The organism is Enterococcus sp. GPZ-007, from assembly GCF_059374735.1.
The window spans coordinates 1-23,940 of sequence record NZ_JCAFYN010000001.1 but is presented as its reverse complement, the minus strand read 5'-3'; the positions used below and the strand labels follow the sequence as shown (position 1 = coordinate 23,940).

Annotated in this window: 23 protein-coding genes, 1 pseudogene and 1 other annotated feature; of the genes and pseudogenes, 14 read left to right on the top strand and 10 right to left on the bottom strand. The window is 41.1% G+C overall.

The features are described from left to right. Window positions 1-6: 6 nt before the first annotated feature. The 6 genes and pseudogenes from AC4J95_RS00120 to AC4J95_RS00095 all read left to right on the top strand — a co-directional run. On the top strand, window positions 7-723 hold the full coding sequence (locus AC4J95_RS00120) for a glucosamine-6-phosphate deaminase (protein WP_494548120.1): 717 nt from the start codon (window positions 7-9) through the stop codon (window positions 721-723). A gap of 21 nt (window positions 724-744) precedes the next feature. Beyond that, complete coding sequence (locus AC4J95_RS00115; protein WP_494548119.1) at window positions 745-1,593, top strand: PRD domain-containing protein; 849 nt, start codon at window positions 745-747, stop codon at window positions 1,591-1,593. A gap of 243 nt (window positions 1,594-1,836) precedes the next feature. Continuing rightward, entirely contained in the window at window positions 1,837-2,223 is a 387-nt protein-coding gene (locus tag AC4J95_RS00110) for a hypothetical protein (RefSeq protein WP_494548118.1), read from the top strand. After that, window positions 2,207-2,503, top strand: coding sequence for a hypothetical protein (locus AC4J95_RS00105; RefSeq protein ID WP_494548117.1), 297 nt, complete (start codon window positions 2,207-2,209; stop codon window positions 2,501-2,503). The genes AC4J95_RS00110 and AC4J95_RS00105 overlap by 17 nt, the downstream gene beginning before the upstream one ends. A gap of 189 nt (window positions 2,504-2,692) precedes the next feature. After that, window positions 2,693-3,166, top strand: a complete 474-nt coding sequence (locus tag AC4J95_RS00100) for a hypothetical protein (RefSeq protein WP_494548116.1) — start codon at window positions 2,693-2,695, stop codon at window positions 3,164-3,166. Between the two features lie 60 nt (window positions 3,167-3,226). Then, a pseudogene (locus tag AC4J95_RS00095) lies at window positions 3,227-3,935 on the top strand (transposase); the annotation flags it as partial. A 98-nt stretch (window positions 3,936-4,033) separates the two neighbouring features. On the opposite strand, the gene fni reads toward AC4J95_RS00095, so the two are convergent. Genes fni through mvk form a run of 4 tightly spaced genes read right to left on the bottom strand, consistent with a single transcriptional unit; the run spans window position 4,034 to window position 8,078 of the window. Further along, window positions 4,034-5,077, bottom strand: a complete 1,044-nt coding sequence (gene fni, locus AC4J95_RS00090; RefSeq protein ID WP_494548115.1) for a type 2 isopentenyl-diphosphate Delta-isomerase — start codon at window positions 5,075-5,077, stop codon at window positions 4,034-4,036. After that, window positions 5,067-6,155: a phosphomevalonate kinase gene (locus AC4J95_RS00085; RefSeq protein WP_494548114.1), complete on the bottom strand. Its 1,089-nt coding sequence runs from the start codon at window positions 6,153-6,155 to the stop codon at window positions 5,067-5,069. Before AC4J95_RS00085 ends, fni begins: the two co-directional genes overlap by 11 nt. Next, window positions 6,152-7,144 (bottom strand): diphosphomevalonate decarboxylase, encoded by a 993-nt coding sequence (gene mvaD / locus AC4J95_RS00080; RefSeq protein WP_494548113.1) that lies wholly within the window; start codon window positions 7,142-7,144, stop codon window positions 6,152-6,154. The genes AC4J95_RS00085 and mvaD overlap by 4 nt, the downstream gene beginning before the upstream one ends. Then, a complete protein-coding gene (gene mvk / locus AC4J95_RS00075) occupies window positions 7,137-8,078 on the bottom strand; it encodes a mevalonate kinase (protein ID WP_494548112.1) in 942 nt (313 codons plus the stop codon). The genes mvaD and mvk overlap by 8 nt, the downstream gene beginning before the upstream one ends. A 380-nt stretch (window positions 8,079-8,458) precedes the next feature. Between mvk and AC4J95_RS00070 the strand changes: the two genes are divergently transcribed. Beyond that, entirely contained in the window at window positions 8,459-9,115 is a 657-nt protein-coding gene (locus AC4J95_RS00070; protein WP_494548111.1) for a deoxynucleoside kinase, read from the top strand. 25 nt (window positions 9,116-9,140) lie between these two features. Here the strand turns inward: AC4J95_RS00070 and AC4J95_RS00065 are convergent, their stop codons facing one another. Genes AC4J95_RS00065 through AC4J95_RS00050 form a run of 4 tightly spaced genes read right to left on the bottom strand, consistent with a single transcriptional unit; the run spans window position 9,141 to window position 15,307 of the window. Next, window positions 9,141-10,763, bottom strand: a complete 1,623-nt coding sequence (locus AC4J95_RS00065) for a glycoside hydrolase family 13 protein (protein WP_494548110.1) — start codon at window positions 10,761-10,763, stop codon at window positions 9,141-9,143. After that, complete coding sequence (locus AC4J95_RS00060) at window positions 10,760-12,391, bottom strand: glycoside hydrolase family 13 protein (protein ID WP_494548109.1); 1,632 nt, start codon at window positions 12,389-12,391, stop codon at window positions 10,760-10,762. Before AC4J95_RS00060 ends, AC4J95_RS00065 begins: the two co-directional genes overlap by 4 nt. Window positions 12,392-12,422: 31 nt before the next feature. Further along, window positions 12,423-14,189, bottom strand: coding sequence for a glycoside hydrolase family 13 protein (locus AC4J95_RS00055; RefSeq protein WP_494548108.1), 1,767 nt, complete (start codon window positions 14,187-14,189; stop codon window positions 12,423-12,425). A 14-nt stretch (window positions 14,190-14,203) separates the two neighbouring features. After that, on the bottom strand, window positions 14,204-15,307 hold the full coding sequence (locus AC4J95_RS00050) for an ABC transporter ATP-binding protein (RefSeq protein WP_494548107.1): 1,104 nt from the start codon (window positions 15,305-15,307) through the stop codon (window positions 14,204-14,206). Window positions 15,308-15,636: 329 nt separating this feature from the next. Here AC4J95_RS00050 and AC4J95_RS00045 point away from each other — a divergent pair, with 329 nt between their 5' ends. The 4 genes from AC4J95_RS00045 to AC4J95_RS00030 all read left to right on the top strand — a co-directional run bounded on the left by AC4J95_RS00045 (window position 15,637) and on the right by AC4J95_RS00030 (window position 20,222). Then, entirely contained in the window at window positions 15,637-16,893 is a 1,257-nt protein-coding gene (locus tag AC4J95_RS00045; RefSeq protein ID WP_316401873.1) for an extracellular solute-binding protein, read from the top strand. A gap of 129 nt (window positions 16,894-17,022) precedes the next feature. Beyond that, window positions 17,023-18,348 carry a carbohydrate ABC transporter permease gene (locus tag AC4J95_RS00040; protein ID WP_494548348.1) on the top strand — a complete coding sequence of 442 codons (1,326 nt, stop codon included), beginning with the start codon at window positions 17,023-17,025 and terminating at the stop codon, window positions 18,346-18,348. Further along, window positions 18,348-19,187 carry a sugar ABC transporter permease gene (locus AC4J95_RS00035; protein WP_494548106.1) on the top strand — a complete coding sequence of 280 codons (840 nt, stop codon included), beginning with the start codon at window positions 18,348-18,350 and terminating at the stop codon, window positions 19,185-19,187. Before AC4J95_RS00040 ends, AC4J95_RS00035 begins: the two co-directional genes overlap by 1 nt. Window positions 19,188-19,316: 129 nt before the next feature. Continuing rightward, window positions 19,317-20,222 carry a magnesium transporter CorA family protein gene (locus AC4J95_RS00030; RefSeq protein WP_316401870.1) on the top strand — a complete coding sequence of 302 codons (906 nt, stop codon included), beginning with the start codon at window positions 19,317-19,319 and terminating at the stop codon, window positions 20,220-20,222. 46 nt (window positions 20,223-20,268) lie between these two features. Here the strand turns inward: AC4J95_RS00030 and AC4J95_RS00025 are convergent, their stop codons facing one another. Together AC4J95_RS00025 and AC4J95_RS00020 are read right to left on the bottom strand one after the other, a co-directional pair. Then, on the bottom strand, window positions 20,269-21,078 hold the full coding sequence (locus AC4J95_RS00025; RefSeq protein ID WP_494548105.1) for a Cof-type HAD-IIB family hydrolase: 810 nt from the start codon (window positions 21,076-21,078) through the stop codon (window positions 20,269-20,271). A 78-nt stretch (window positions 21,079-21,156) separates the two neighbouring features. Then, the gene (locus AC4J95_RS00020; RefSeq protein WP_494548104.1) at window positions 21,157-22,191 is read right to left on the bottom strand and encodes an FUSC family protein; all 1,035 of its coding nucleotides are present in this window, start codon (window positions 22,189-22,191) and stop codon (window positions 21,157-21,159) included. Between the two features lie 258 nt (window positions 22,192-22,449). After that, window positions 22,450-22,578: a sequence feature (ribosomal protein L20 leader region), on the top strand. A gap of 27 nt (window positions 22,579-22,605) precedes the next feature. On the opposite strand from AC4J95_RS00020, the gene infC reads away from it, so the two are divergent. From infC to rplT, 3 genes are all read left to right on the top strand, one after another. Continuing rightward, a complete protein-coding gene (gene infC / locus AC4J95_RS00015) occupies window positions 22,606-23,130 on the top strand; it encodes a translation initiation factor IF-3 (protein WP_010747120.1) in 525 nt (174 codons plus the stop codon). A gap of 73 nt (window positions 23,131-23,203) precedes the next feature. Further along, window positions 23,204-23,404, top strand: coding sequence for a 50S ribosomal protein L35 (gene rpmI, locus AC4J95_RS00010; RefSeq protein WP_316401867.1), 201 nt, complete (start codon window positions 23,204-23,206; stop codon window positions 23,402-23,404). Between the two features lie 61 nt (window positions 23,405-23,465). Beyond that, window positions 23,466-23,825, top strand: coding sequence for a 50S ribosomal protein L20 (rplT, locus tag AC4J95_RS00005; protein ID WP_010747118.1), 360 nt, complete (start codon window positions 23,466-23,468; stop codon window positions 23,823-23,825). The last annotated feature ends 115 nt before the right edge of the window (window positions 23,826-23,940 follow it).

Here is a 23,940-nt window from a genome sequence, read left to right as displayed (position 1 = left end):
GGGAAAATGAGATTAATTGTAACCAACACACTTAAAGAAATGAATGAGGTAGGCGCTCAACATCTTTTAGGAGCGATGCACACGCAACATCGTACAAATATTGCGATTACGGCAGGATCAACACCGAAGGGCGTGTACGATCTGATGATTCCATTAGTAAAGGATAAAAATTATTTTGATAATGTTCATTATTATAATTTTGATGAGATTCCATTTAAAGGTGAAGACGGCTACGGGGTTACTATGAAAAATTTAAATAAGTTGTATTTTGAACCTGCGAATGTTTGTCGCGAAAAGATCCATGTATTGGATTGGACCAATTATGAGACTCAAGATGAACGCATAGCAGAAGATGGCGGACTGGACTTTGTCTTATTAGGAGTAGGAGCAGATGGTCATTTCTGTGGCAATTTACCTGGTACCACAAAATTTGGTGATCTGACTAGTCGCGTAGATGAGGATGCTACGCCTGACATGGTAGAGGTATTGCTAAATGAGGTTGGCGGTGTGGAAGAAAAACGGCCAGATTTCTATGTTACAATGGGACCAAAGAGTATTATGCAAATCAAAAAGCTAGTGATGATTGCGAATGGTGAAGCGAAAGCTGGCATAGTCAAAAAGTTAGTTGAAGGAGTAGTTTCAGAAGCTGTTCCGGCTACGCTACTAACCACTCATCCTGATTTTACTTTGATCGTAGACAAAGAGGCCGCAGCACTGCTTTAGAATTTTCTAGGAGGAACAGCCGTGCGTGTAAAGCAAAGATTAAACAATAACGTTGTACTTGTAGAAAATGATGTGCAACAGCAAATGGTCATTATGGGGAAAGGGGTAGGCTATAAAGCCTACCCTGATGATCCTGTGAAGATAGAACTTATTGAACGGACCTTTGTACTGAAAGAGGAAGATGAAAACGAACTAGAAAAAGTATCTGTGCTTGTTCGAGAGGTCCCTATTGAATTTATTGTATTAACAGATACATTGTTACGAATAGCTGAAAAAGAGCTACACACAGAGTTCAAATTACCAATGTTGATTTCTTTGGCAGATCATATTTTTTCAGCTGTGGAAAGACAAAAGAAAAATATTCAAATGGTTAATCCTCTTTACTGGGATATCAAACAGCTTTATCCTATTGAGGCAAAATTGGGAGATAAAGCGGTTGCTATGATTAATGAGAAGCTGAAATCAGCACTTGATGAATCTGAAGCAACGGCCATCGCTATGCATTTTATCAGCAAGAGAGAAAACTATGATTCCATTCAGCAAGTAATGAATTTCACAAAAATCATTTCAGATATTATTTCGATTATTCAATATCATTTTCAATTTCAAATTAATCAAGAGTCTATTGGATTTTCACGTTTGATCACTCATCTTCAGTACTTTTTGATTCGTCAAGTAAAGGGAATAAGCATGATGAATATCAGTGATGAAATGATGCGTTTAGTCATTCAGCAATACCCGAATTCTTTCCAATGTGCTGAAAAAATAATCAAATATCTTAATGAGAATCAGCAAATTCAAACTTCTTTAGAAGAAGAGATTTACTTGACCATGCATATAGAACGTGTATGTACGATGAAAGAAGACTAGGGGATTTTATACGTAAATGAAAGAGACTGACAAAGCCCAGTCTTTTTTTGTTTGTTCAGAAAGCCTGATTGTATTCAACGGGTATAATAAGAAAAATCACGCAACTATTAATTTTTATATCTTTAATCGAATAAATATGTCTTTTTTATATAATTTAAATACCGAATAAACTTATGTTCCCTTTTGGTATCGGACTGTTTTATGTAAAATATATATAATAATAATTATTATTTGGAGGATGAAATGGAAATTAGAAAATATCTCGGAGAAATGCCGCAGATAGGGAATTATCTTAACACTCAATCAGAAGCCAACTTCTTTTCGCTAGAATTAGATGGGGAATGGAAGGCCTTGTTACCTAGTTTTATAAAGAAAGAAGCTGTCGTTGTTTTAAAATCAACCGAGAAACTAAATAATGGAAATGAAGGATTTATCATTCAACTAAATGATCTGGACGAGGATGATGTGAATATTCCCGTTTATATTTCTGAAAAGAAAATCACTCTGAAACAATTTAGTTGGGGAATTGATTGTGTTGTAACAGATTTCTTGAGAAAAGAATTGATTATTTGGTTAATTCAGGAGTCTTTTTCAAGCTATGGAGGAATCGTTCATGGGAATTATAAATAAGGTTCTAGCAAAATTTAGTCGTGCTTACGTAAAACAGATTCCGTTAGCTAAAGGATGGTCTTTGTATGTCCCAACAAATCATTATGATAACTTCAATGCGTATACAAGCTTATCAGAAACTGAACTTTTGGTGATTTACGTGGAATATTTTGATGGAGAAGATACCTCTTCGATAACGATCAAAATAGTTGATGAACAGATTTCAGTAGACGCACTATTTGAAGAGTTTGAAGAGTTACAGTTCGATTTTGAAGAAAAAACTTTAACAATTCTTGAATAATGGAAGATAGAAGGGATGAAATAAAATATTAACTATTTAAGAAATACCTTTCAATTCTTTTGGCTAAAATAACAATAGTTGTTTTTGTTTAAAAAATTCATTTCTTTTAGTAAAAATGAATCTCTTTGATTGTTATAGTCTGTGAAAAACGATAGACTATAATTAGGATAAGAGGAAAGGTTCGAGGGTATGGAGAAACTGAGACGAGAGATAAAAGAACTGGCTGAATCAAACGCACGCTTAGGTGTTTTGATTGATTATTTAGTGGACGAAAAGAATTTAATGGCTAGCAAGTCAAATCATATTTTTATGTTAGACATGCAGGACTATGTCGCCGCGCTAAAAAGATTGGCTCCCTCGGATTCGGAAATTTCTGTGGAACCTCCCGAAATCAAACAGATCAATCGTCTGCTTACTCAGCAATATGAGTTAATGAAGCTCATTCAAAAAGATTATGCTCGGCTCGAACTCCAAGATAAATTACCTGAAGAGATGAAATTTGATAGCCATAAGAAGAAGCACTTTAGACGTTTACAGGTGATCAATCAATTATTATTACAGGATAATATTTTTTTTCAATCTATGTTGAACGCAAACAAGATCAGCGGAAATATACGGATCGGTGAAAGAAAAAATTGGCTGCAGCGTCTCTTAAGAAGATAAAGCAACAGATACTCAGATAAGATAGACAGGTGTTAAGCTCAATACTGGGCTTGATGCCTTCTTCAAATAGCTACCAGTAATCAGTTCATTTTGGATTATGATGTCTATCATAATCCAACGAATACGAAAACATTCCCAACATTTATAGAAAAAATGAACAAAGCGGGTCGCCTTCCTAGATATATTGTGACAGATGCCGAATATGGTTCAGAACAAAATTATCGGTATCTTGAGGATGAACTACCGCATTCATTCCTTACTCTACAATGCTAAAAGAACAGACTAAGAAATGGCAATCGGATGAACGTAAAGTCATGAATTGGACGTATGACGAAACAGAGGATTATTACCTTGATCCAAAAGGAGTTCGGTTCAATTTCAATGCATACAGAACAGCTACGGATAAAGTCGATGGGTTTGTTCGAGACTTCAAAGAATACAAAGCAGAAAAATATACAGAAAACAAAGAAGTGATTCCAGAAGCGTTGACCAAAGGGGGCAATACACGCATCATAAAAGTCAATCCTTCGTTAGAATACTTTAAAGCAAAACAACGCACCTTGCTTTCAGAACCTGAAAATGAAAACATCTACGCACAAAGAAAAATTGACGTAGAGCCAGTTTTTGGGTGGATGAAGGCTTGTTTGCATTTCACTCGATACCATATTCGAGGGATGGAGAAGGTGAAAAAGAGACAGGTATTCTTATCATGGCATTAAACATGAGAAAGTTAGCGGCAGTGAAACGTCTCGGGACGCTAAAAACATAAAGAAAGTTGGCTCCATGAAATCATCCACTGATTTCATGGAGCCAACTTCTTATAGCTAATGGCAATGACTTATGTCACAGCCTCCTTGTTATTAGAAGTTAGTTGCGCAATGCTAATTTTTTATAATTGATGCCGCGAGCTTGGCACCATTCTTTTGGTGTACCGCTGATAATGATCGGATTGTGGACTAAATCCGCTGTTTTTGCCTTATCGGTCATTAGATACAACCGACGCAACTGTGTTTTCCAGTCTTCAATCATTTCAATCGTGGCATCAATTCCATTGCTGATCAAATGATCTAAGATTGTAGCGGAGATGCCAACAGCTTTAGCACCTAAACAAAGCGCTTTGAAAATATCGTAGGCATCACGAATGCCACCGGAGGCTAAGAGCGTGAGATCATTGACAGTTTGGGCTTCTAATAAGGAGATCACCGTTGATTGTCCCCAGTCATCTAAATAGCTTAGTTCCCGTTTTTTACGTCGGGCATTCTCGATTTGCGAGAAGCTTGTACCGCCACTCCCTGAAACATCAACCGCTTTTACGCCGAGCGTTTGTAATTGCTGAAGGGTTTCTCTGCTCATACCGAAACCAACTTCCTTAACAATTACGGGCACACTCAATTGTTGGACCGTCTCTTGAATGTTCTTTGGCCAATCGTGAAAATCACGATCTCCTTCAGGCATGACCAGTTCCTGCGGGACATTCAAATGAATCTGCATCCCGTCGGCTTGAAGCAAGTCGACGATTTTTTTTGCATCTTCACTGGTGCGGCCAGCGCCCATATTGCCTAAAATCAAGCCGTCAGGATTTACTTCACGAACAACACTGTAAGAATCTGCTACGTTCGGATCTTTTAATGCAGCGCTGACCGACCCTGTTGCCATCATTAGGTTCGTTTCGCGAGCGATAATCGCCAAATCATGATTGATCTGCTTGGTTTTCTCACTGCCGCCGGTCATTGCATTAATGTAGAAGGGGGCACTGAGTTGTAATCCAAGGATTTCTGTACTTAGATCGATTTCTTCTGATCGCGTGCTGACGAAGGAATTGTGGATCAAGCGAACCGCATCAAAATCATTCTCTTTTGGTTTTTGATGAAAAGCGCGAGCTAAGGAAACATGTTCATCTTTACGATTCATGAGGATCCTCCGTAAAATGATAGACATGTAAAGGCAGCGGCGTGATGCCGGCCTTTTCCCAGGAACTCATCAAGGGCAGAATCCCAGCGCGTTTGTCAACGATCACGATACCGCAGTCGCCGCCGCCAGCGCCTGATGATTTTGCCGCGCCGCCATATTTTTCTGCCAGATCATTCAAACGTTTTAATTCTTCGGTCTCGATGGAAACATTGCTGAGACTGGTTAATTGATTCAATAGGCTGCGGTTTTTGCGGATCATTTTTTGGATCAGAGCCACATCGTTTTGTTTGAAGCCTTGGATCATTTGATCCACACATTCTGTGCTTTCCCGTAAAAAGTTCTCATAAGAAGTCCTTTTCTCCTCGCGGGACTGGTGGACTTGATCGACTAAATCAGAGGTCGAGGCAGGGCTGCCGGTCCAACCGATCAGCAAACGCAGATCTTCTGGTACTTCTAAGGGTTCAATCTTCAGACTAGGCCATTCGCTTTCCACCAAGGTAGTCATTTTTTCAGATTCAAGCTTGCTTAATACCCAGTCGTGATCAAAAGTAGAAAAGGCCAGCCAGCCGCCGTAACAGCTTGCTGCGATATCTCCGCAGGAGCCGTTTCCTTGAACATTCAGATGAGCCAATGTCGCCAATTTAAACAGTTCCAGCTGCGAAAGCTGTAGATCATAAAAAGCATTCAAGGCTTTGACTGTAGCGACAGTAACAGCACCGCTAGAGCCTAAACCGTATTTGCGCCCGTTGGAATTATCCAGCTCGCTAGTCACCTTCAAATCAAAGAAGGCGAGTTTTTTGCCTTTTTCTTGAGCGAATTTCTCCGTAAAGTGGATCGCCGCTAAAATGTAGTGAAAGGGATTGTCGCGAATATCTAAGACCAGCTCATTTTTCCGTCGTGTCCAACGAACAGGCATGTCGCTGTATTGAGCGGATTGGATACTGCCGCTTTTTTTTGCGGGACCAATCGAAACAGAGATGAATTGATCGATCGCCACGATAATTGCCGGATGTCCTGGTTCGACTACCGCATATTCGCCGGCAATGTATAATTTCCCTGGTGCAGTCACTTCGATCATTTGGCTTCCTCCTCGCTCAAGATTTCAATCGCCGGCCCTGCATGGGCAACGACGAGCTGTTGGTCATCAAATTGATTTTTTAAAGCGTTCAATAAAGCTTCCTCATTTTTACGTTCCACTAGGATTTTGACATTTGGGCCAGCATCCATCGTGAAATAGCAAGGCAAGCCAGCATTTCTGATTTGACGGACAAGATTCATGACTTTCATACTTTCCGCAGACCAGTAAGTGAAGGGCGGATTTGCAGCTAAAGTTGTTCCGTGCATTTTCAAAGCACTGGCCTCAGTCACTTCTCCCAGAGCGGTGAAGTTTTTTTCTGCGATCGCCTGTTTCGCTCTTGCTATGTCTGCAGGTACGGTTTGCAGCCAGCCATCATAAAAGGCCGAAGTTTCCACCGTGCGCTGCATTCCGTCACGGCTGGATATGTCTTTTTGAGCGTCATTCACAACGACAAAAAGCATACTTAATTCATCTTCAAAACCGGCGCTAGGAATTTTGACGGCATAAGAAGATTCGTCAGTATCGCCTTTTTGCCATTCCGCAAAACCGCCGTAAATACTGCGGCAAGCCGAGCCTGAACCGCGGCGCGCTATACGAGATAATTCTTCAGGAGATAGCGTTAAATTCAAAGCGGCACTTGCGGCTCCGGCTAGAGCCGCTAGACCGCTGGCTGAAGAGGCTAAACCTGCTGCGGTTGGCACAAAGTTTTGACTTTTTACGACCGCGCGCAAAGAACAACCCGCTTTTGTGCGGATGACATCAAGAAAGCGACTCACTTTTAAGGTCGCTTTCGAATCTTGCAATTGATTGTCTAGATAAAATTGGTCATGCTTGATCTCTTCTGAGAAGGTGACGCGTGTTTCGGTATAAAAAGCATCCAATGTCAGTGATAGGCTGTTGTTCATTGGAATGATCAGTTCTTGATTTTCTTTGCCCCAATATTTTATCAAGGCAATATTGGTATAAGCCCGCGCTTTACCGCTAAACATGTGCGTACACTCCTAACCCTTCGATCCATGTATTTCGCGCGCCGGCATCTAATAAAATCTGCTGCAGCTGACGTCCGCTGGTTTCATTTTCCGCCAGTGCAATCATACAGCCGCCGCGACCGCCGCCGGTCAATTTCGCGCCCAGAGCTTGATTTTCCAAAGCTGTTTCGATCAAGTGATCTAGGTGACGATTGCTGGTGCCTAATAATCGTAATAATCCTTGTGCTTGATTCATACAGTCGCCTAAAATCTGCGGACGATTTTGCAGGATGGCTTGTTGGGCTTTGCTGGTCAAGTTACCCAGCATACGCATTTGTTTATTGGTTTCGTAGGGGCGCATCTCCATCAATTTGGCGATGTCCTTCACTGCTTTACGCGTTTGACCTTTGACGCCAGTATCGGCGACCACTAAAAAAGCATCCATGTTTAATTGGAAAGGCTGGAAGCCGATGCCTTTTTGGTATAAGATCGGTTCCGTGCCGCTGATCGTAGTAGCATCGATACCACTAGGATTTCCGTGAGCGACTGCTTCAGCTTGGTTAACGAAGTGCAGCACGCTGTCTTGCGTCGCTGGTTCTTCCATCCAATCAAAGACAGCCCGTGTAATTGCGACTGCTACAGCCGCGCTAGAGCCCATTCCCCGTTCAGCTGGGATCGAGCTTTCGATTTTTAGATAAAATGGCTCTGGAATTTTAAAATGCTTCACTAAATACCATAGTAAAACAGTCACGTTGCGCATCGTATTTGGAGCTTCTGAAAGCGGTCCGTGGAAGAAGCTGGATTCGATCCACGATTCTAATTTATTCGCGCGGATCGTCGCTTGAATACCTGTTCCTGAAAAAGGAAAGGCAATCGCCGGTTCGCCATAGACAACCGAATGTTCCCCCATTAAGATGATCTTTCCGCTGGCATAACCCGTGCCAATCGATTTCATTTAAAAAACCCCTATTTCGTTTTAGAATGATTCTTTCTCAACAGAAAAAATAAATTATTCTCACTAATATTCATTTTAATTGAATCGTTCTTAATGTAAAAACAATTCGTTTTCCTTTATCTTTTAACTGGAATTGCGTATAAATCTTTAATTAATAGTAATTATCAATATTTAGTCTCTTCCTATTTTACTCAGACAGAGCCGACAAGTAAACGAAACCATTGAAAAGTTTTTGAAAATCAGCGAATTTTTAAACATTCCTTAGAAGAAAATTTTTTTCTTCGATTCAGCTATTTTGTTTGACGACACAAGATATTGGGGGTATATTTGATAAGTTGAAAAATACGCACTATATTTTGTATGAAGCGAGTTGGAGGTCTATGAGCGTGATCGTATTAGCAGGAACCATTGGAGCGGGGAAATCAAGTTTGACCGCAATGTTGTCAGAGCATTTAGGGAGTCAAGCTTTTTATGAATCAATCGATGATAATGAGGTATTGCCGCTGTTTTATGCCGATCCAGAGCAGTATGCTTTTTTATTGCAGATTTATTTTTTAAATAAACGTTTTGATAGTATCAAAAAGGCGATGCAGGATGATAATAATGTCTTGGATCGTTCAATCTATGAGGATTCATTATTATTCCACCTGAATGCCGATCTTGGTCGAGCAACAGAGACAGAAGTAAAGGTATACGATGAATTATTGGCGAACATGATGCAGGAATTGCCTTATGCAGCCCACAAAAAGCATCCCGATTTACTTGTGCATATTCGTGTTTCTTTCGAGACGATGATGGAGCGGATTCAAAAACGTGGCCGGGAATATGAGCAGCTAGAATTTGATCCAACATTATATGACTATTATAAAGAATTAAACAGCCGTTATGATCAATGGTACGAAGAATACAACGAGAGTCCAAAGATTCAAATCGACGGTGATCGTTTGAACTTTGTCGATGATGCTGACGCACGTGATGAAGTGATTCGTCTGATTGATGAAAAAATTTTAGATGTTCAAGGGGCTGCGGTAGAATAATGAAAAGATGCTTAATCGTAATTGATTAAGCATCTTTTTTTACTACGATTGCTTCAAAGGAACGCAGTGTAATTGTTTTTGCCCATTGCGGCTCTTGGTAATTCGATAACAGTACTGTGACTGGTGTGTTTATCCAGCGATTGGGCAGTGTGACAGTCTGTGGCTGATCGTTTAAATTTGCAAGAACATAGGCTTCCTCTGAGTCTAGTTTACGTGTATAGGCCCAGACCTTGGGATGCTTGGCTAGTTCAATATGATAGCTGCCATTCAGGAAGACGGGCAAGGATTTTCTCAGGGCAATCAACTTTTTGTAATAGTTGAAAGGCGAGAAGGGATCTGCTTCTTGAAGGGCAACGTTGATCTTATCCGTGTTAGGATTGAGCTTCATCCAAGGCAGGTTCGTTGAAAAGCCACCGAAGTCAGTCCAATGCATGGGTGTCCGGGAATGGTCGCGGGTCCAATTAGTGGTTAGGCGCAGAGCTTCTTCAGGTGATAATCCTTTTCCTAACCAATCATGATAAGCAGCTAAGGAATCAGTCGCATTGACTTCCTCAATGGATTCGAAGGGGAAGTTCGTCATTCCTAATTCTTGTCCTTGATAAATGAAAGGAGTTCCTCTTAACAGCATATAGGCCGTTGCTAGTGCTGTTGCTGATTCTCGAGTTTCATTTCCAAAGGTCGAATTGCTGCGGGGATTATCATGATTATCGGTGTACAGTGCGTTCCATCCCATCGGCTGCATGTCCTTTTGCCAGCGCGATAATACTTTCTTGAACCCTAGTAAATCCCCTGTTTCGGAGCCGGGACTGCCTGTGCGTACCTGGTGCTCCAGTTCAAAGATCATATCGATATAGCCGTCTTCTTCGCTAGTCCAAAAGGGTGCTGTTTTACTATTAACTCCGCTGGCTTCACCGACAGTCATGATGTCGTAGCTGCGGAAGATCTCTCGTAATTCAGACATATAGGTTTCGATTCCCGCGACATTCATAAAAGGTGCCCAAGGGTTATCCGTGATTTTGAAATTCCAAGGCTCTTTTTGAATGTGGCTGATGGCGTCTAGGCGAAACCCATCAATCCCCAAGTCCAACCACCAACGAATCATTTGATAGATTTCTTTTCGCATCGCTGGATTTTTCCAATTTAAATCGGGCTGTTCTTTCGCGAAGACGTGAAAATAAGCCTGTTTTGTAGTAGGGTCATAAGTCCAGGTTGATCCGCCAAAAAAGCTTTTCCAGTCATTCGGCATTTTATCCGGTGTAGCATCAGCCCACAGGTAGTAATCGCGATAGGGATTTTCTCGACTTTTTTTGGATTCTAAAAACCAGGGATGCTGATCACTCGTGTGATTGACTACTAAATCCATAATGAGGCGAATGCCTATTTCATGAGCTGCTGTGAGTAAGTTCTTCAAGTCTTCGAGCGTGCCAAATTCTGGATTAATGGCCTGGTAATCGGAGATATCATAACCATTGTCTACGTTGGGGCTTTGGTAAACGGGGTTGAGCCAAATAAAGTCAATCCCCAACTCTTTTAGGTAGGGAAGCTTTGCCTGAATACCTTTTAGATCACCGATACCGTCATCGTTGCTGTCCATAAAGCTGCGGGGATAAATTTGATATCCTACGGCATTTTTCCACCATTTGCTCATACTTCTTCTCCTAGTTCTACGACAAAGGCATCCCACGGTTCCAGCTGAATCGTCCTTTCACGAGGGATATCAGTTGTGAAGTTTGAGATAATCACTTTTCCTAGTGTTCCCTTAGGGTAAGTAAATGACTGGGATTCATTTGAAAAATTCGTGACAATTAGCCAACGCTTGTCTTCGTGAGTTCGAAGATAGCTGAATACCTCGTCGGCTGTTTCCGTCAATAATTTGTACTCGCCCCATACCATGATCGGCTGCTCTTTTCGCAACTGGATCAATTTTTGGTAGGTATAGAAAATGGATTGGGGATCACGTAAAGCCTGCACCACATTAATCTTAGGATAATTTGGTACTACTGCGAGCCAGGGAGTGCCTGTTGTAAAATCGGCATTAGGAGAAGCGTCCCATTGCATCGGCGTTCGTCCGTTATCTCGTCCTTTTTGATTGATTGCAGCCAACAGTGTTTCTTTGGATTGTCCGGCAGCGATTTGTTCAGCGTACATGTTTCGACTTTCGATATCTTCGACTTCCGTGATATCCGTGACCACATGATTGGTCATACCGATTTCTTCTCCTTGATAAACGTAAGGCGTTCCCTTCATGCAATGGAGTAAGATCGCTAATAGCTTCGCTGATTTTTCATGATACTCTGTATCATTTCCCCAGCGTGAAACAATACGCGGGAGGTCATGGTTGTTCCAAAAGAGCGAATTCCAGCCATGATCGCCTAATTTGGTTTGCCATTTCGAAAAAACTTCCTTCAGCTCTTTGATTTGCAAGGGGCGACTGACCCACTTGGATTGTCCTGCTACTTCATCTAAGCCGATATGCTCGAATTGGAAGACCATTGACAGTTCTTCGCGATCCGGGTCGGAGTAGAGCTTGGCGATTTCGGGCGTTGCGCCCCAGGTTTCTCCGACAGTCAATAGATCTTTTCCACCAAAGGTTGCTTGATTCATTTCCTGTAAATAGTCATGGAGCTTGGGACCGTTGCCGGTAATTTCTTTATCGGGCACTTTTCCGATCAAGTCTATCACGTCCATTCGGAAGCCGCTGATTCCTTTATCAATCCAAAAATTCATCATGTCGTACACGGCTTGTCGAACCGCCGAATTTTCCCAATTTAAATCCGGTTGTTTCTTGCTGAAAAGATGTAAATAATATTGTTGTGTTGTTTCATCGTATTGCCAAGCGGGACCGCTGAAAATACTTTTCAAATTATTTGGGTAGGTATCCTGAACTGGATCCCGCCAGATATAAAAGTCACGATAGGGATTGTCTTTCGATTTTCGCGCCTCAATAAACCATCTGTGCTCATCGCTGGTATGGTTGACGACTAAATCGAGGATGATTCGAATACCGCGTTGCTTTGCGGCTTGGATCAGCTGCTCCATTTCAGCCATCGTTCCGAATTCCTGCATAATTGCTTGATAATCTGAGATATCATAGCCGTTATCATCATTCGGGCTTTGGTAGACTGGACTTAACCAAATCGCTCCGATCCCCAGCTTCTGTAAATAATCAAGTCGTGAAATAATTCCCGCCAAGTCCCCAATGCCATCCCCGTTCGTATCTTGAAAACTTCGTGGGTAAATTTGGTAGACAACAGTTTCCTGCCACCAATGACGCATATGCTTCAACCTCCTATAAAACAATGATTTGCTAATTTTTTAAAATGACAAAGCCGTTTGGCTCAAGTGTGATTCCCTCATCTGTGATGTTTGCTAGATGCAGCATCAAGGCTTCGCCGGTTGAATACTCGAAGATAGAATGATCTCCGGTGTTGAAAATCCCGATAATGCGTTCATCAGGGATATCTCGTGAAAAAATCAGCATCCCTGTGGTTGGATCAATCTTCTGCCACTCAAGTGTTCCTTCACAAAGCGTGAATTGATTTTCTCGACGAAAGGCGATAAGCTGCTTTACAAATGATAAAAGTTGTAAATCTTGTTTCTCAGGTTCCCAAATCATACATTTTCGACAATCTGGATCCATCCCGCCATCCAAACCAATTTCATCTCCATAATAAAGACAAGGAATTCCTTGCTGAAGATAGAGAAAGGCTAGGACTTGTTTCATCAGGTCTTTGTTGCCGCTCGCTAATGTCAATAAGCGCGGTGTGTCGTGGCTATCAATCGTATTCAGCATCATCTGATTTGTCTGTTTGCGGTAAAGTGTCAATTGCTCATTCAGGTTGCTAACCAATTTATCTAGTGGAATCTTTCTTTCCAAGAAATAATTCGTAATTGATTCAGTAAAAGCATAATTCATTACACCTGTAAATTCATCCCCTTGCAGCCAAGGTTGAGAGCTGTGCCAAAATTCGCCTAATAGGTAAAAATCATCTTTCAATTCGTGACAGGCTGCTGCAAATTTTTTCCATAGTTGGTGATCCACTTCGTTGGCAACATCCAAACGCCATGCGTCAATATCGAACTCTTGAATCCAATACTTTGCGATGGTCAAAATGTATTCCTGCACTTCTTTGTTGGCGGTGTTTAACTTCGGCATGTGGGGCGTAAAGGCGAAGGTATCGTAATTCATATTTTCAGCCACTTCAAAATCATCCGTTTTTGTATAATGAACAGGAAATGAATGGATATGGAACCAATCTTTGAAACGAGAGTCTTCACCTTTTTCAAGAACATCGCGCCATTGCGGGGAAGTGTCGCCCATATGATTAAAAACCGCGTCCAACATGATTCGGATGCCACGACGATGGCATTCCTCGACGAGCTTGCGGAAGAGTTCTTTGTTTCCAAATGCGGGATCAATTTCTAAGTAGTCGGTAGTATCGTATTTGTGATTGGTAGGAGCAGTGAAGATCGGGCAGAAATAGATCCCATTGATTCCAAGTTCACTTAAATAATCTAAATGATCGATGACTCCTTGCAAATCCCCGCCATAAAAATCCTGTCTTCCAGGGTATTCTTTGCTGCCCCAAGGGAGAACACCTTCTGGGTCATTTGAAGGATCGCCATTGGCAAAACGTTCTGGGAATATTTGATACCAAACGGTTTCCTTTACCCATTGAGGTGCCTTGAAGCGGTCAACTTCATGAAAAAAAGGCATTCGGAAATAATTATTTGCCATTAACAAGTAGTCTTCCTCCACCGGGAAAACCCCGTGTTCAGTAAAGAAAACAGTTGTCTCATCGTAGCCCGTGACAATAAATCCGTAGCCTAAACGGCGATGAGGGGCGGTGATATCCACCTCCCAATAATCGTATAGGTCGGTAGAGAGTGTTTTCCTCATCGCCGTGGGTTTGCGATACCAGCGCTTTTTGTCTAACTCATAGGGATCTCCATGAACTAAGGAGACCTGTTTGCAGTCTGCGCGAGCGGTTCGTAAGCGCAGATGCATTAACTCGTTGGTATATAAATAGGCGTATTCGCTTTCGGTGCGATGGTAAATTGCTGCTGTGTTCATAAAAACCTCCGTTGCTAATCAATCGCTTCTTCTGTTTCAGAATCGAAAAAGCGGGCTTTGTTTAAATTAAAGGCAAGCTCAATGCGTTCGCCGGGATTGTGAAAATCGCGGGCATCTACTTTCGAGATAAATTCCGTATCGCCAATTGTTGAGTAAAGCATGGATTCGTATCCAAGCAGCTCACTGACGACAACAGTGGCTGAGACGACTGAATCTTCGTAAGCTTCTAAAGCGACTTCTTCAGCTGTAATATCCTCTGGTCGAATACCAAAAGTCAGTGTCTTTCCTTCATATCCCTTTTCAGAGAGCGTCTTCGCTTGTCCCTCTGGTAGAGGCAAATTCAATCCCTTATGGTTTGAGATCCGTCCAGTTTTGAACGTAACCTCGAAGAAGTTCATAGCAGGACTGCCCATAAAGCCGGCAACAAATTTGTTTGCCGGTTTATTGTATAACTCCTGCGGGGAGCCGACTTGCTGAATAACCCCCGCATTCATGATTACAATACGATCAGCTAGCGTCATTGCTTCAGTCTGATCGTGGGTTACATAAATGGTGGTAGCACCTAGATTTTGATGGATTTTTGCGATCTCCGCTCGCATTTGAACCCGTAGCTTTGCATCTAAATTTGACAAGGGTTCATCCATCAAAAAGACCTTCGCATCACGAACGATTGCTCTTCCCATAGCGACTCGTTGACGTTGCCCGCCTGACATATCCGCTGGTTTTCGGTCTAAAAGCTCTGTTAATCCTAAGATTTTTGCCGCTTCTTCAACCCGTTGTTTGATTTCATTTTTTGGATATTTTCGTAATTTCAAACCAAAAGCCATATTTTCAAATACTGTCATATGAGGATATAAGGCATAGTTTTGAAAAACCATCGCAATATCACGATCTTTAGGGGGCGTATCGTTCATTCTGACACCGTCAATGTCAAACTCTCCCTCAGTAATATCTTCTAGCCCAGCGATCATTCGAAGCGTGGTAGACTTCCCGCACCCAGAGGGTCCGACAAAAACGATAAATTCGCGATTTTTGATTTCAAGATTAAAGTCTTTTACAGAGTAAGCATCATTGTTTGGATATTTTTTGTGGATGTGCTTTAGATTCATTTCAACCATTCTAATACTCCTTTTTGGTAAATTATTGTGGTGCAAGTATGACATATTGTGCAATCGGTTGCAATATATAAAACTTTTTTTAAATGAATTAAATAATTATCTGTAACGATAAAATTAGGATTGGTATATCGATATTATCGGCTTATTTATTAGTGTTCTGTTGTTTCTTTGGCGATTTTATAATTACAAAAAGATGCTGCTATTTTTATTTTCGAATAAATTAATTTAAGAAAAATTCAAAAAAATAAGCGCTTTCTATTGCAATTAAACGCAATCGGTTGCATAATGTAGACTGTAGCAAAAAATCAAACTACGCAGGAGGAAGCGAAATGAAAAGCAAGTTGAAAAAATATGTACTGTCTGGAGTTGTGTTAGGAGCAGCTGCCTTAACGTTGGCCGCGTGTGGATCAGGATCAGATGAAAAGAAAGCCTCTGGTTCATCCGATAAAACAGATATCACATTATGGGTCACTACTGATTCAAAAAAATTCTACACCAATGTGTTAAAGGATTTTGAAAAAGAAAATCCAGATATTAGTGTAAAGGTTGTCGAAACAGAAGATGCTAAGGCGCAGGAAAACGTGAAAAAGGATCCTTCCTCTGCTGCAGATGTTTTTGCTCTGCCACATGATCAATTAGGCCAATTAGTGGACTCAGGAGTGATCCAAGAAATTCCTGAAAAATACGCAGATGAGATCAAAGCAGAACAATCTGAGACAGCGTTAGTTGGAGCTACTTACAAAGATAAAGTGTATGCGTTCCCATACGGTGTTGAATCACAAGTTCTTTACTACAATAAAAAAATGTTGAATGAGGACCAAGTAAAATCCTATGAGAACATCACAAAAGATGCGACATTTGGTGCGAATTTGAAGGCTGTGGATGCTTATAAAATTGGACCATTATTCATGTCGGTGGGCGATAAGCTATTTGGTGATAACGGAGAAGATGTGAAGGGTACGGATTGGAACAATCCTGCAGGTGTTTCCGTTCTTCAATGGATCGCGAATCAGAAAGACAATCCTGGATTTGTAAATGTAGGGGATGATTATATTTCGCAATTCGAGAACGAAAAGATTGCTGCGTTCGAATCCGGTCCATGGGATAAAGAGAAAGCCACAGAGGCCATTGGAAAAGACAATTTAGGAATTGCTGTCTATCCAAAAATCACGATTGGCGATAATGAAGTTCAACAAAAAGCCTTCTTAGGTGTGAAGCTTTATGCAGTAAACCAAGCCCCGGCTGATGGTGATTCGAAAAAAATCGCTGCTGATTATAAGCTGGCTTCTTATTTATCTAGTGAAGCAGTTCAAGAAGCGCAGTTTAAAGATGAAACAAGAAATATTGTTCCAACCAACACAAAAATTCAACAAGCAGATTATGTGGCAAATGATGAGTTGGCCAAAGCTGTAGTGACGATGAGCGGATCGGATTACTCTGTGGTTATGCCGAAGATTCCTGAAATGACTAATTTCTGGACATCATCTGCGGCTGTATTGAGTGATACCTATAATGGGAAAATCAAACCCGATCAATACCAAGCGAAACTGGACCAGCTAGTGAAGGATATCTCTGGCGAAAAATAGACATGAATGATTATCGGGGCAAGAAGTATCCTTTTTGCTCCGAAATCGTTTTTACTTACTAAAAAATCATTTCTGAAAAAGGAGGTTTTGTCGATGGAAATAGCCGAGAGCTACGGCGAAGAAATTTCGATGAAACGAGTGTTCAAAGAAGGTGACCTCAAAACAAAGCTATCCTTTGTGGTTATGGGATTGAGCAATTTGTTAAACAAGCAAATTTTTAAAGGGCTTTTATTCTTATTGGCTGAAATAGCATTTATTGTTGCATGTATTTATCAGATTGTTCCAGGGATTATTGGCTTAATCACATTAGGAACGAATACTCAAGGGATGCAATGGCAGACGATCGATGGAATCCGAATGAAGGTTTCTGTAGAAGGCGATAATTCCATGCTGCTGATGATCTATGGGTTAGCAGCGATCATTTTCTGCGGCATCTTTTTCTATGTATATTGGTGCAGCTTGAAGAGTACGCGTAAGCTATTTGTGTTGAATAAGGCGCATAAAAAGATCCCGAGTTTTAAAGAAGATCTGAAAACACTGACTAATGGACGTTTCCATATGACATTGATGATTATTCCGTTGATCGGTGTTCTGCTGTTCACGATTTTACCACTGGTTTATATGATCGCTTTGGCATTTACGAATTATGATCATAATCATTTGCCTCCGGGGCATTTGTTTGACTGGGTCGGAATTGCGAATTTTAGAAATATTTTGACTGGACGAATGGCCGAGACGTTTATGCCGTTACTGTCTTGGACGATGATTTGGGCGGTTGTAGCGACAGCGACCAACTTCTTCTTTGGGATTTTGCTGGCATTATTGATCAATACAAAAGGACTGCGAGGTAAAAAGATTTTCCGGACGATTTTTGTGATTACAATGGCAGTGCCGCAATTTGTTTCCTTATTAATTATGCGCAATTTATTAGCTGATTGGGGACCAGTAAATGCCTTATTAGAAAGATGGGGATTGATCTCTAATGCGTTGCCGTTTTTAAGTGACGGTACATGGGCGAAATTCTCGATTATATTTGTCAACATGTGGGTAGGGATTCCAGTAACGATGTTGATTGCAACAGGAATTATTATGAACCTGCCAACTGAGCAGATCGAAGCGGCGGAGATCGATGGCGCAAATAAGTTCCAGATTTTTCGTTCGATTACGTTTCCGCAAATCCTGCTGATCATGACCCCGAATCTGATCCAGCAATTTATTGGCAACATCAATAATTTCAATGTGATTTACTTGCTAACTGAAGGAAAACCGAATAATTCCGCCCTCTATCAAGCTGGGGATACTGATTTGCTGGTTACCTGGCTCTACAAGTTAACGGTGATAGCCAGTGATTACAACTTGGCGAGTGTGATTGGGATCATAATTTTTGTATTGAGTGCCGTCTTTAGTTTGCTTGCCTATACTCGCTCGAAATCTTATGAAGGAGGCCTGCAATAATGAAAATGAAAAAACGTCGAACATTATCGTTTGTCTACGTCTTATTGATCATTCTTTCGGTGATCTGGCTATTTCCGATTTTATGGGTTGTCCTGACCAGCTTTCGTGGAGAAGGGGCTATGTCAGTCAATTACATTATTCCGAAAACCTTCACTTTAGAAAATTACAAAATGTTGTTCACCAATAGTTCGTATCCGTTTGCCCGCTGGTTTATGAATACGCTGATCGTAGCAATTGCTACATGTCTCATCTCAACCTTTATTACGGTAGCAATCGCCTATTCGGTTTCGCGAATCAAGTTTAAGTTTCGAAACCGTTTCTTAAAATTAGCGTTGATTTTGAACATGTTTCCAGCTTTCATGAGTATGATCGCTGTGTATTATATTTTAAAAGCGATGGAGCTGGATGGCACGTTGGTTGCATTGGTGATTGTCTATTCTTCGGGTGCGGCACTCACATTTTATATTGCGAAAGGTTTCTTTGATACGATTCCATATTCGTTGGATGAATCAGCAATGATCGACGGGGCGACTAAAAAGGATATTTTCTTCAAAATTACGCTGCCCTTATCCAAACCGATCATCGTGTACACGGCATTAATGACATTCATGATACCTTGGATGGATTTCATTTTTGCTCAAGTGATTTTAGGGCAGCAAAAACAGAAATACACTGTTGCGATCGGGTTATTTACGATGCTGCAGCCGGATAAGATCAATCAGTGGTTTATGCCTTTTACAGCGGGGTGTGTGATTATCGCGATTCCGATCACGCTATTGTTCATGGTGATGCAGAAATACTATGTTGAAGGAATCACCGCTGGTGGTGTGAAGGGATAGATAGAGACGAGGGGAGCAGGAACGAAGTGATTCGTTGCTGTTTTTCTCTTATATTTGGGCAGCATTGAATTACCAAAGGGCTGTTTTTTGATATACTGGATTAGAATGATCTAGACCAGGAGGATTCTAATGGACAGCAGACAAACATTTAATCAAGAGATGTGTTCATGGATCAATGTGGATAGTACGCAATCCCATGAAGTAAAGAAATTACGAGAAGATTTTTCTATTAGCGATGAGATGCTGACCTATGCGCTGGATGATAATGAACGGGCACGAGTGGAATATGATCCGATGGAAAAAGCGTTGCTGCTGATTTTCAATGTACCTAACTTGTTGAAAAAGGACAATCATTATGAAACGAGTCCAATGGCGTTCATTTTGAAGGATCATTATTTCTTCTCTTTTGTGAACGAGCGGACGGCTTACGTCGAGAATATTATTGAGAATTTATTGGCGAACGAATCGAATCAAAGTACAGCGAGTTTGCTGTTTCATACATTGTTTCTGATCTCGGATTATTACTTTCCATTAGTCGAAGAAGTAGATAGTCAACGGATTCAGTTGAATAAGAAATTGCGAGAAAAAACGACGAATAAAAATTTATTGGCATTATCTGATTTGGAAATAGGGCTCGTTTACTTAGTGACTGCTACGAAACAAAATGCAGTTCTTTTAGAACAGGTGAAGGTTCAAGCGATTTTTTCAAGCTTTACAGATAAGGAAAAAGAAGAGTTGGATGATGCGTTGATCGAGGCCAAGCAGGCGGTAGAGATGACGAAATTATCCAGTGAGATTTTGGATCAGCTATCCGGCACGTACAATAATTTGTTGAACAACAACTTGAATGATACGATGAAAATTTTGACGATTTGGTCGTTGTTGTTGACGATCCCGACAATTGTGACTGGCTTTTTCGGGATGAATATGCCGCTGCCCTTTACTCATTCTGAAATCGGCTGGGTGATTACCTTAGTTATCAGTCTTGGATTATCCGTGTGGTTGATCTTGATTTTGTGGCGCAGAATACGCTAAAAGCGAAACGATCTTTTGCTGATCGTTTCGCTTTTTTTGCCATTATTTATAGTATAAAAGTTTCAATGACTTCAGCTACAGCACTTTGCTCATGATCGGCAATCGTTGTATGCTGTGCTGCTTCTTTTACAGCGGGTACGGCATTCGCCACAGCGATGCCTAATTCGGCTGCGTGGATCATTGCGAGGTCGTTCGTATTATCTCCAATGGCGATAGTTTCTTCTATGGGAATATTTAAATGATCAGCCAACGTTCGCAAAGCGGCTCCTTTATCGACACCTTTGGGATTAAATTCGATGTAGCGATTAGAGGAGTAGCTGATTTCCAATGCAGCATGAAGATCAGCAGGCAGCTCTTGTTCTAATTTTTCCAAATAGCTACGATCCAAATTTTGGAACAACGCTTTGTAGCAAGTCTGGTTCTTCAAAAAACTGATGTCATCATCCAGTCGTTTTTCATGGGGGATCGTAGTCAAATATGCATCCTCGTCAGGGTTGCTGTGATAGACGTAGGTTTGCTCAAAGGTATAAAGGTGAATTGCTACCTCATAGTTTGAAGCGAATTCAAACAAACGAGCTAAAATCTCGTAATCCATCGGAAAGTCTTTGATGATTGTGTGACCTTGATTTTCTACTACCACACCACCATTAAAGCCGATCATATAATGCTTCGCTTTGTCTGCTGCGTCCAATTCCTCTAGGGTTTGCTTAATCGAATAAAATCCGCGACCAGTCGCCGGAGCGAATACTAGGCCTTGCGCTTCGGCCATTTTTATTGTTTCTTGCGTTCTTTTTGAAACATGCCGACCTTTGTCCAACAGTGTCTCATCCAAATCGCAAGCAATCAATCGGTACATAGAAGAGCCTCCTTCATTTTTCATGACCTCATTATAGCAAAAACCGAGTGAGGTCACTCGGTTTTCTGATCGCGGTATTTAATTCGCATGGAATTTCCGATTATAAAATTCTAAGCTGGTACTCATCATCCAAGCTGCAAGCAATCCTAACAAGCTTCCGATCACAATGCCGAGAAAGCGAAATTGGATCAACGTATAAAGATATTGCTGTTTTACCAGCATTGAAAGCATTAATGACATGGGGGTAGTAAAGAACTGCGCAATCGCGTAATTGCGTTTAACAAAATACTCCACAGTGACGAACAAGGCGGTAATAACCAGCAACATTTCAAAAACCGAGAGTGGAAGATTGAGCAAAAATGCCGCAATAGCGAGTCCTATCGTAGTGCCAAAGATTCGTTGAATATTGCGATGAGCCATCGCTCGAAGATTGTCCCCCTGCAGAATGGCTGCACATGATACAACCAGCCAATAAGGATTCTTTAACTGCAATCCTAAACTCAAATAAACAGCAAAAAAGAGAATACCACTGTATAGCAGGCTGTCCATAACCACTGCGGGATCTTCGTCAATGCGCGTTCTCAGTGTTTTTAACGTTTCACGCTCAGGCAAGGGTTCATTTTCTACAAAATGTAAAATAAGGGCAAAAAGCAAAGCGAAAAGCACACCAATAAAGAAGTACCCGCTCATCACTGGTATCTTAGTTAGTGGAATCTTCGTACTTACGCCCATCGCCGTAACCATGACAATAAAAAAAGGTCCCGGTTTGGCAATACCGTAGAGACGAAAGAAGAATCTTCCTAAAAAACCAACAACAGCGACGACGATTGGCGCAGTCCAAGCCACATGAGTCGAAAGCATGCCAAGAAAATTCGCTGCAGTCAAAAAGCTGCCAATAATAGACAAGCGCAGTATCAATTGTTTTAACGGAAGTCTTTGATAATAAAGAAAGGTGAAAATACCTAAAGAGCCGAAACTAGAAATAGCTAGCTGGTGGGATAAATAGCCGGTGAATAAAACGCTGATCATACAAAGGCCAGCACCGATAAGGCGAAACGGTGATTCCTTTGGTTTATGATAATGAATCAATTCTTTAAAAAAGGATTGTTCCATTCCATCACTTCCTTTTTTATAGTATTAAGCTGAAATATCTATTTATTTATTTATTATTTCGCTAGACTTCTTAATGAAGCCAGCTTATTAATTCAATGAATCGCACTGTACGGTCAAAATAGATTATGCTGACGACCTACCTATATAGGTTAGCACACAAACCAAAGAAAACTCAACCGAAAGTTTCTGAAAACGAATAGAAATAGAGAGAAAGAGGTTGACAATCAGGAGAACAGCTTGTATACTAATAAAGTTGAGAAATGAAAGCAGAAGCACCCGCTTCTCGCCTTACGCGAACATCTCGCTGGGCTAGATAGTTAATGACGAATCATTTTGATGAGTCGAACTACGTGCGGGTTCGTAAAGAACTCGTTTTTTTTATTTGCTTTTTTCTCTCAAAAAATTTGGAGGTGAATGACCATAGCAAAGGATATGATGGTTAACGACGGCATTCGTGCACGTGAAGTACGTTTGATCGGACAAGACGGCGAACAATTAGGTGTTAAATCGAAAGTAGAAGCCTTAAAGATTGCTGAACAAGCAAATCTTGATGTAGTCCTAGTAGCTCCCGGTGCGAAACCACCTGTAGCGCGTATTATGGATTATGGTAAATATCGTTTCGAACAACAGAAAAAAGAACGTGAAGCTCGCAAGAAACAAAAAGTGATCAACGTTAAAGAAGTTCGCTTAAGTCCAACGATCGACGTGAACGACTTTAATACAAAACTTCGTAATGCGCGTAAATTCCTAGAAAAAGGTGACAAAGTGAAAGCTTCGATCCGCTTCAAGGGCCGTGCCATTACCCACAAAGATATTGGTCAAAAAGTTCTTGATCGCTTAGCTGAAGAAACTGCCGATATCGCGACAGTGGAACAAAAAGCGAAGATGGACGGACGTAGCATGTTCTTAGTGCTTGCACCGAAAGAGAAGAAAGACTAGCAATAATTTTGAGAATGCTTCTTTGACTCTGGTTAAAGAGTATGCGAAATGAAAAGTAGGAGGAATTTTAGTCATGCCAAAACAAAAAACACATCGCGGTTTAGCAAAACGTGTAAAACGCACAGGTAACGGCGGTTTAAAACGTTTCCGCGCATTTACAAGTCACCGTTTCCACGGAAAAACGAAAAAACAACGTCGTCAATTACGTAAAGCGTCTATGGTAGCTAAAGGCGATTACAAACGTATCCGCCAACAATTGGCACGCATGAAATAATTGCGCAACCCGCTTTACAACTAAAAAAATTCAATGATTTATTTATTAGGAGGAATTAAACATGGCACGTGTTAAAGGTGGAACTGTAACTCGTAAACGTCGTAAAAAGACACTAAAACTAGCTAAAGGTTACTACGGTTCTAAACACACTCTATTTAAAACAGCTAAAGAACAAGTAATGAATTCATACAACTACGCATACCGCGATCGTCGTCAAAAGAAACGCGACTTCCGCAAATTGTGGATTGCACGTATCAACGCTGCAGCTCGTATGAACGGCTTGAGCTACTCAAAATTAATGCACGGTCTTAAAGTTGCCGGTATCGAAATCAACCGCAAAATGTTAGCTGACTTAGCAGTTAACGACGCAGCTGCTTTCACTGCACTAGCTGACCAAGCAAAAGATTCATTAGCTAAATAATGAATATCCGACCTCGCTGATCGCAGCGGGGTTTTTTGTTTGGAAAAGCTCCTAAGCATATTAGAAGATACATTGAATTATAGTAAGTGCCTAATCATTCGGTACCTACAACTTA

Bases quoted from the DNA above. Each gene is read 5' to 3' on its own strand.
- mvaD (WP_494548113.1), bottom strand. From the start codon at position 7,144: ATGTTTAGCGGTAAAGCGCGGGCTTATACCAATATTGCCTTGATAAAA.
- AC4J95_RS00100 (WP_494548116.1), top strand. From the start codon at position 2,693: ATGGAGAAACTGAGACGAGAGATAAAAGAACTGGCTGAATCAAACGCA.
- fni (WP_494548115.1), bottom strand. From the start codon at position 5,077: ATGAATCGTAAAGATGAACATGTTTCCTTAGCTCGCGCTTTTCATCAA.
- AC4J95_RS00025 (WP_494548105.1), bottom strand. From the start codon at position 21,078: ATGTACCGATTGATTGCTTGCGATTTGGATGAGACACTGTTGGACAAA.
- mvk (WP_494548112.1), bottom strand. From the start codon at position 8,078: ATGAAATCGATTGGCACGGGTTATGCCAGCGGAAAGATCATCTTAATG.
- AC4J95_RS00045 (WP_316401873.1), top strand. From the start codon at position 15,637: ATGAAAAGCAAGTTGAAAAAATATGTACTGTCTGGAGTTGTGTTAGGA.
- rplT (WP_010747118.1), top strand. From the start codon at position 23,466: ATGGCACGTGTTAAAGGTGGAACTGTAACTCGTAAACGTCGTAAAAAG.
- AC4J95_RS00050 (WP_494548107.1), bottom strand. From the start codon at position 15,307: ATGGTTGAAATGAATCTAAAGCACATCCACAAAAAATATCCAAACAAT.
- rpmI (WP_316401867.1), top strand. From the start codon at position 23,204: ATGCCAAAACAAAAAACACATCGCGGTTTAGCAAAACGTGTAAAACGC.
- AC4J95_RS00035 (WP_494548106.1), top strand. From the start codon at position 18,348: ATGAAAATGAAAAAACGTCGAACATTATCGTTTGTCTACGTCTTATTG.
- AC4J95_RS00105 (WP_494548117.1), top strand. From the start codon at position 2,207: ATGGGAATTATAAATAAGGTTCTAGCAAAATTTAGTCGTGCTTACGTA.
- AC4J95_RS00110 (WP_494548118.1), top strand. From the start codon at position 1,837: ATGGAAATTAGAAAATATCTCGGAGAAATGCCGCAGATAGGGAATTAT.
- AC4J95_RS00120 (WP_494548120.1), top strand. From the start codon at position 7: ATGAGATTAATTGTAACCAACACACTTAAAGAAATGAATGAGGTAGGC.
- AC4J95_RS00020 (WP_494548104.1), bottom strand. From the start codon at position 22,191: ATGGAACAATCCTTTTTTAAAGAATTGATTCATTATCATAAACCAAAG.
- AC4J95_RS00060 (WP_494548109.1), bottom strand. From the start codon at position 12,391: ATGCGTCATTGGTGGCAGGAAACTGTTGTCTACCAAATTTACCCACGA.
- AC4J95_RS00055 (WP_494548108.1), bottom strand. From the start codon at position 14,189: ATGAACACAGCAGCAATTTACCATCGCACCGAAAGCGAATACGCCTAT.
- AC4J95_RS00030 (WP_316401870.1), top strand. From the start codon at position 19,317: ATGGACAGCAGACAAACATTTAATCAAGAGATGTGTTCATGGATCAAT.
- AC4J95_RS00040 (WP_494548348.1), top strand. From the start codon at position 17,023: ATGAAACGAGTGTTCAAAGAAGGTGACCTCAAAACAAAGCTATCCTTT.
- AC4J95_RS00065 (WP_494548110.1), bottom strand. From the start codon at position 10,763: ATGAGCAAATGGTGGAAAAATGCCGTAGGATATCAAATTTATCCCCGC.
- AC4J95_RS00085 (WP_494548114.1), bottom strand. From the start codon at position 6,155: ATGATCGAAGTGACTGCACCAGGGAAATTATACATTGCCGGCGAATAT.
- infC (WP_010747120.1), top strand. From the start codon at position 22,606: ATGACCATAGCAAAGGATATGATGGTTAACGACGGCATTCGTGCACGT.
- AC4J95_RS00070 (WP_494548111.1), top strand. From the start codon at position 8,459: ATGAGCGTGATCGTATTAGCAGGAACCATTGGAGCGGGGAAATCAAGT.